Source organism: Gemmatimonadaceae bacterium (assembly GCA_019752115.1).
In the GTDB taxonomy this organism is placed as follows: Bacteria; Gemmatimonadota; Gemmatimonadetes; order Gemmatimonadales; family Gemmatimonadaceae; genus Gemmatimonas.
Genome location: JAIEMN010000054.1, coordinates 1 through 6,293, shown reverse-complemented (window position 1 = coordinate 6,293; position 6,293 = coordinate 1). Strand labels below are relative to the sequence as shown.

Here is a 6,293-nt window from a genome sequence, read left to right as displayed (position 1 = left end):
CGGCAGCAGGGCCATGGCCAGCAGCTTGTTGCGGATGGAATGCGTGAGCCAGCGTGGCGCGAGCAGGGCGCGCAACCTTGGCCAGGGCTTCACGAGAGGGCCCATTCGGCGCAGCGCCGCTCCAGGGTGCGGCGCGAGATGCCCAGCAGCTGTGCGGCCCGGGTCTTGTCGCCCTGCACCGAGTCGAGCACGGCAAGGATGTGCTGCTTTTCCAGCGTGTGCAGGTCGGTCGGTGCCGCTGTGGCAGCGCGGCGTTTCTTGTCCATGGCATAGAGCGCCGACACGTTGAGCGTGCCCAGAATCAGCGAGCGCTCGATCAGGTTGCGCAGTTCGCGCACATTGCCCGGCCAGTCGTACTGCGTGAGGTAATCCATCTCGGCGGCCGTTAGCTGCAGTGGCAAGGCCCCCAGCACGGGGGCGAGCTGGCTGGTGAAGTGCTGCACGAGGTCGGGAATGTCCTCCTTGTGCTCGCGCAGCGGTGGCAGGGCGAGCTCCACCACCTGCAGGCGGTAGTAGAGATCCTTGCGAAAGCGCCCCTCGGCCACCTCCTGCTGCAGGTCGCGGTTGGTGGCGGCGATGATGCGCACGTTCACCGGCAGCAGCTGCTGGCTGCCCACCGGCCGGATCTGCAGGTCTTCGAGCGCGCGCAGCAGGGTGGCCTGCAGCGCCAGCGGCAGCTCGGCTACCTCATCGAGGAACAGCGTACCGCCCTGGGCGTAATAGAACAGGCCGTCGCGCGCGCGTGTGGCGCCGGCGAACGCTCCCTTGGCGTGGCCGAAGAGCTCGCTCTCCATCTGCTCGGGCGAGACCGAGGCGCAGTTGACCGGCACGAAGGGGCCGTGCGCGCGCGGACTCAGGGCGTGCAGGGCGCGCGCCACCAGCTCCTTGCCCGTGCCCGATTCGCCCTGCAGCAGCACCGTGCTGTTGACCGGGGCGACGCGGCGCACCGAGGCCGACAGCTCGGCGATCTGGGTCGAGCGCCCGACGAGGCCGTTGTCGGCGAACTGGCTGCGCGCCAGCGTGTGGCGCAGCACGAAGTTTTCGCGCGCCAGCCGTGCACTCTCGTAGCAGCGCCGCACGGCGTTGAGGATCTGCGGCACGCGAAAGGGCTTGAGGATGAAGTCCGAGGCGCCGGCACGCAGCGCCTCGATGGCCGTGTCCAGGTCGGCAAAAGCCGTGATCAGGATGACCTGGCCCGTGTAGCCGTGCTCGCGCAGGTCCTTGAGCCAGACCACGCCATTCATGCCGGGCAGGGCGATGTCCAGAATGATCAGATCGACGTGGTGGTCACGCAGCAGCGCGGCGCCGTCTTCCGCGCTACCGGCCTCGTGCACGGTCTGGCAGCGCGGCCCCAGGGTCTTGACGAGGAAGTTGCGCATGCCCGGCTCGTCGTCGACGACGAGGATGGACCAGTAGGGCCAGCCTTCGGCCATCTTGGCGCTATCGGCCGGGTGCGGGGTCGGGGTCACGTTGTGCATGCGGGAAGTGAAGGATTCTAGCGAGCACTTCCGAGTGATTTTCTCGGGTATCGCGTGTTTCGACCTGCGTGCAACACGGCGAGGAGATTCGAATTGGGAAGCATTCTTATCTGCTGCATGATGACTTGCGACAACTTGTCGCATCGTCTGCGTCAGGCTGTCTTCTCACGGATCCGATGCTGCGAAGCAGCAATCACGCAAAGCCCTGTGCCGCCTTGGTGTGCCTGCGTCGTAGGTCGAGCATGAGTGCGCGTGTAAATATCAGCCATTACTAAATTAAGGTGCTCCACGAGGGAAAACACGGTCAGGACTTATCAGGAGATTCGCTTGCTGAATCGACTCCGCGTTGATAAATTCGCAGGAGGTTATGCATATCCGTTCCTATCCTGGTAACGGATAAACGTTAGTCACAGGAGACCAGCATGAGTCAACAAGCCCAAGGGAAATTGTCGCGTCGCACCCTGTTCGCAGGGGCGGGCACGGTCGGTGCCGTGGCCGCGGTGGCCAGTCTGCTGCCGGCCGCACAGCCGGCCGAACAGGCTGCCCAGGAGCTCAAGCCCGCGCCCAACAAGGGTGGCGGCTACCAGCTGACCGAACACGTCAAGCATTACTACCAGACCACCCGCCTCTAAACACCAAGTCAAAGCTCAAGCTGGAGAGAGACATGTTGCTCACCAAGAAATCCCCGGCGACCGAGGCCACGGCCCGCTCGCCCTTTGTGCACAGCCTGCGCCGTGGCCTGTCTCAGGCCCTGCCCACCATGGACCGCCGTGCCTTCCTGCGCCGCTCGGGCCTGGGTCTGGGTGTCGGTCTGGCTGCCTCGCAGCTCACGCTCGTCAAGAAGGCCCGTGCCGCCAGCAAGGTGGGTGTGGGTGACGGCAAGATCGAAGTCAAGCGCACCGTCTGCACCCACTGCTCGGTGGGCTGCGCCATCGACGCTGTGGTGGAAAACGGCGTCTGGACGCGCCAGGAGCCGGTGTTCGATTCGCCGATCAACCTGGGTGCGCACTGCGCCAAGGGCGCCTCGATCCGCGAGCATGGTCACGGTGAGTACCGCCTGCGCTACCCGATGAAGCTGGTCAATGGCAAGTACGAGCGCATCAGCTGGGACACGGCACTCAAGGAAATCGCTGACCGCATGCTGGAGCTGCGCAAGGCCAGCGGTCCGGACAGCGTCTACTTCATCGGCTCGTCCAAGCACAGCAACGAGCAGGCGTACCTGATGCGCAAGTTCGTGAGCTTCTGGGGCACGAACAACTGCGACCACCAGGCGCGTATCTGCCACTCCACCACGGTGGCCGGCGTGGCCAACACCTGGGGCTACGGCGCGATGACCAACTCGTACAACGACATGCAGAACAGCAAGGTCGCCCTGTACATCGGTTCCAACGCCGCCGAGGCCCACCCGGTCAGCCTGCTGCACATGCTGCATGCCAAGGAAACCGGCTGCAAGATGATCGTGGTCGACCCGCGTTTCACCCGTACCGCAGCCAAGGCCGACGAGTACGTGCGCATCCGCTCGGGCTCCGATATCCCCTTCCTCTTCGGCCTGCTCTACCACATCTTCAAGAACGGCTGGGAAGACAAGAAGTACATCAACGACCGCGTCTACGGCATGGAGGACGTCAAGAAGGACGTGCTGGCCAAGTGGACGCCTGCGGCTGTTGAGGAGGCCTGCGGTGTGTCCGAGGCTCAGATGATCAAGGTTGCCCGGATGCTCCATGAGAGCCGTCCCGGTACCATCGTCTGGTGCATGGGCCAGACCCAGCACACCATCGGTAACGCCATGGTGCGCGCCTCCTGCATTCTGCAGCTGGCGCTGGGCAACGTCGGCAAGTCCGGCGGCGGCACCAACATCTTCCGTGGCCACGACAACGTGCAGGGCGCGACCGACGTCGGTCCCAACCCCGACTCGCTGCCGGGTTACTACGGCGTCGCCGAAGGCGCGTGGAAGCACTTCGCCAACGCCTGGGGCGTGGACTTCGAGTGGATCAAGCAGCAGTACGCTTCGCCTGCGATGATGACCAAGCCGGGCATCACCGTCTCGCGCTGGATTGACGGCGTGCTGGAGAAGAACGAGCTGATCGACCAGGACCAGAACCTGCGCGGCGTCTTCTACTGGGGCCATGCACCGAATTCCCAGACCCGCGGTCTGGAGATGAAGCGCGCCATGGACAAGCTGGACCTGCTGGTGGTTGTGGATCCCTACCCGTCGGCCACGGCTGCCATGGCCGCCATGCCGGGCAAGCCCGAGGATCTGAACCCCAACCGCGCGGTCTACCTGCTGCCTGCGGCGACGCAGTTCGAGACCAGCGGTTCGTGCACGGCGTCCAACCGTTCCATCCAGTGGCGCGAGAAGGTGATCGAGCCGCTGTGGGAGAGCCGCAGCGACCACATGATCATGTACCAGCTGGCGCAGAGGCTGGGCTTCGACAAGGAACTGGTCAAGAACTACAAGATGCAGAAGGTCAAGGGCATGGACGAGCCCGTGCCCGAAGACATCCTGCGTGAGATCAACCGCAGCGTCTGGACCATCGGCTACACGGGTCAGAGCCCTGAGCGTCTCAAGGCCCACATGCGCCACATGAACGCCTTCGATGTGAAGACGCTCAAGTGCAAGGGCAAGGTGGTCGACAAGGAGACCGGCTACGACATGTCGGGTGACTACTTCGGCCTGCCCTGGCCCTGCTACGGCACACCCGAACTCAAGCACCCGGGCTCGCCCAACCTGTACGACACGTCCAAGCACGTCATGGACGGCGGCGGCAACTTCCGCGCCAATTTCGGTGTCGAGCGCGAAGGCAAGAGCCTGCTGGCCGAGAGCGGTTCGCACTCCGTGGGTGCCGACATCACCACCGGCTATCCGGAACTCGACCATGTCCTGCTCAAGAAGCTGGGCTGGTGGGGTGAGCTGACCGAGGCCGAGCAGAAGGCGGCCGAGGGCAAGAACTGGAAGACCGACCCCTCGGGCGGCATGATCCGCGTGTTCATGCAGAACCATGGCTGCCACCCCTTCGGCAACGCCAAGGCCCGTGCCGTGGTCTGGAACTTCCCGGATCCGGTGCCGCAGCACCGCGAGCCGGTCTACGGTACCCGTCCGGACCTGATCGCCAAGTACCCCACGCACGACGACCAGAAGAACCGTTGGCGCCTGCCCATTCTGTACAAGTCGCTGCAACAGAAGAACGTGGCCGACAAGGTGCACGAGAAGTACCCCCTGATCATGACCTCGGGCCGTCTGGTCGAGTACGAGGGCGGTGGCGAGGAGACCCGCGCCAACCCCTGGCTGGCCGAGTTGCAGCAGGAAGCCTTCGTGGAGATCCACCCCAAGGCGGCCGCTGAGCGCGGTATCCGCAACGGAGAGCGGGTGTGGATGAGCACGCCTACCGGCGCGCGCATCAACGTGCAGGCCCTGGTGACCGAGCGCGTCGGACCCGACACGGTCTGGATGCCCTTCCACTTCTCCGGCCGCTGGCAGGGCGCTGACATGCTGTCTTACTACCCCAAGGGGGCAGCACCCATCGTGCGCGGCGAAGCGGTGAACACGGCGACCACCTATGGTTACGACATCGTGACCATGATGCAGGAAACCAAGACCACCATCTGCCAGATTGAGAAGGCCTGAGGAGTAAGACATGGCACGCATGAAATTTGTTTGTGACGCCGAGCGCTGCATCGAGTGCAATGGTTGCGTCACCGCCTGCAAGAACGAGCACGAGGTGCCCTGGGGCGTGAACCGCCGCCGTGTGGTCACCCTCAACGACGGGGTTCCCGGCGAGAAGTCCATCTCGGTGGCCTGCATGCATTGCAGCGATGCCCCCTGCATGGCGGTCTGCCCTGTCAACTGCTTCTACCGCACCGACGAGGGTGTGGTGCTGCACGACAAGGACATCTGCATTGGCTGCGGCTACTGCTCCTACGCCTGCCCCTTCGGCGCGCCGCAGTTCCCCTCGCAGGGCACCTTCGGTGTGCGCGGCAAGATGGACAAGTGCACCTTCTGCGCCGGCGGTCCCGAGACCCATGGCAGCCAGGCCGAGTTCGAGAAATACGGGCGCAACCGTCTGGCCGAGGGCAAGCTGCCCGCCTGCGCCGAGATGTGCTCGACGAAGGCCCTGCTCGCCGGTGACGGCGACATGGTGGCCGACATCTTCCGCACCCGTGTGTTGCAGCGTGGCAAGGGCGCTGAGGTCTGGGGCTGGGGCACGGCCTACGGTTCGCGCCAGGCTGGCAAGCCCGCACCTGCAGGAGCCAAGTCATGAAAAAAGCGTTGACGATCGTCGCGACCGCCTTCCTGCTCGCCGCCTGCGGCGAGGTGGACCAGTCCCTTGCCGGCGCCAAATCCGATGCCCCCTCTTACAAGGGCACCGGCAAGGCCTACGTCGATCCGGACTGGAAGCCGGGTGACAAGGCCAGCTGGGAGTCCAAGCTCAAGGCGCGCGGCCAGTACGGCCAGAACGAGTACAACCGGGTCAACTGAAGAACGGACGCCTCATGAAAAAAGCTCTCGCCGTGGCCATGCTCATGGCCCTGGGCTGGGCCGCTCCGGCCCTGGCCCAGCAGGACAAACTCAAGCTTGATGAGCCGCCCGCCAAGTCGGTGCCGGCGCAGCAGGGTGGCATCAAGAGCCAGAACATCTTTGATGTGAAGCCCGATGCCAGCGAGGAGCCGGGTTACGCCACTCAGACCAATGCCGAGCGCGCCCAGGTGCAGCCCGGCAACAACGCGCCCATGTGGCGTGCGGTCGGGGCCGGCGTCACGGGCTACAGCAGCCTGCCGCGACATGAAGCGCCCGAGGCCGGCAATCTGATCCAGCCT

General features: G+C 64.8%; 6 protein-coding genes. 5 read left to right on the top strand and 1 reads right to left on the bottom strand.

All coding sequences use genetic code 11. The features are described from left to right. Window positions 1-89: 89 nt before the first annotated feature. Window positions 90-1,478, bottom strand: coding sequence for a sigma-54 dependent transcriptional regulator (locus tag K2R93_19665; protein ID MBY0492069.1), 1,389 nt, complete (start codon window positions 1,476-1,478; stop codon window positions 90-92). Window positions 1,479-1,900: 422 nt separating this feature from the next. Here K2R93_19665 and K2R93_19660 point away from each other — a divergent pair, with 422 nt between their 5' ends. The 5 genes from K2R93_19660 to K2R93_19640 all read left to right on the top strand — a co-directional run. Continuing rightward, window positions 1,901-2,110, top strand: coding sequence for a hypothetical protein (locus K2R93_19660; protein MBY0492068.1), 210 nt, complete (start codon window positions 1,901-1,903; stop codon window positions 2,108-2,110). 32 nt (window positions 2,111-2,142) lie between these two features. Then, on the top strand, window positions 2,143-5,103 hold the full coding sequence (locus tag K2R93_19655; protein ID MBY0492067.1) for a formate dehydrogenase subunit alpha: 2,961 nt from the start codon (window positions 2,143-2,145) through the stop codon (window positions 5,101-5,103). 10 nt (window positions 5,104-5,113) lie between these two features. Next, window positions 5,114-5,737 carry a formate dehydrogenase FDH3 subunit beta gene (gene fdh3B, locus K2R93_19650; protein MBY0492066.1) on the top strand — a complete coding sequence of 208 codons (624 nt, stop codon included), beginning with the start codon at window positions 5,114-5,116 and terminating at the stop codon, window positions 5,735-5,737. Next, complete coding sequence (locus K2R93_19645; protein ID MBY0492065.1) at window positions 5,734-5,955, top strand: hypothetical protein; 222 nt, start codon at window positions 5,734-5,736, stop codon at window positions 5,953-5,955. Before fdh3B ends, K2R93_19645 begins: the two co-directional genes overlap by 4 nt. Before the next feature lie 14 nt (window positions 5,956-5,969). After that, window positions 5,970-6,293, top strand: a 324-nt coding sequence (locus K2R93_19640; protein MBY0492064.1) for a hypothetical protein, incomplete at its 3' end; no start/stop codon positions are given.

Bases quoted from the DNA above. Each gene is read 5' to 3' on its own strand.
- K2R93_19645 (MBY0492065.1), top strand. From the start codon at position 5,734: ATGAAAAAAGCGTTGACGATCGTCGCGACCGCCTTCCTGCTCGCCGCC.
- fdh3B (MBY0492066.1), top strand. From the start codon at position 5,114: ATGGCACGCATGAAATTTGTTTGTGACGCCGAGCGCTGCATCGAGTGC.
- K2R93_19660 (MBY0492068.1), top strand. From the start codon at position 1,901: ATGAGTCAACAAGCCCAAGGGAAATTGTCGCGTCGCACCCTGTTCGCA.
- K2R93_19665 (MBY0492069.1), bottom strand. From the start codon at position 1,478: ATGCACAACGTGACCCCGACCCCGCACCCGGCCGATAGCGCCAAGATG.
- K2R93_19655 (MBY0492067.1), top strand. From the start codon at position 2,143: ATGTTGCTCACCAAGAAATCCCCGGCGACCGAGGCCACGGCCCGCTCG.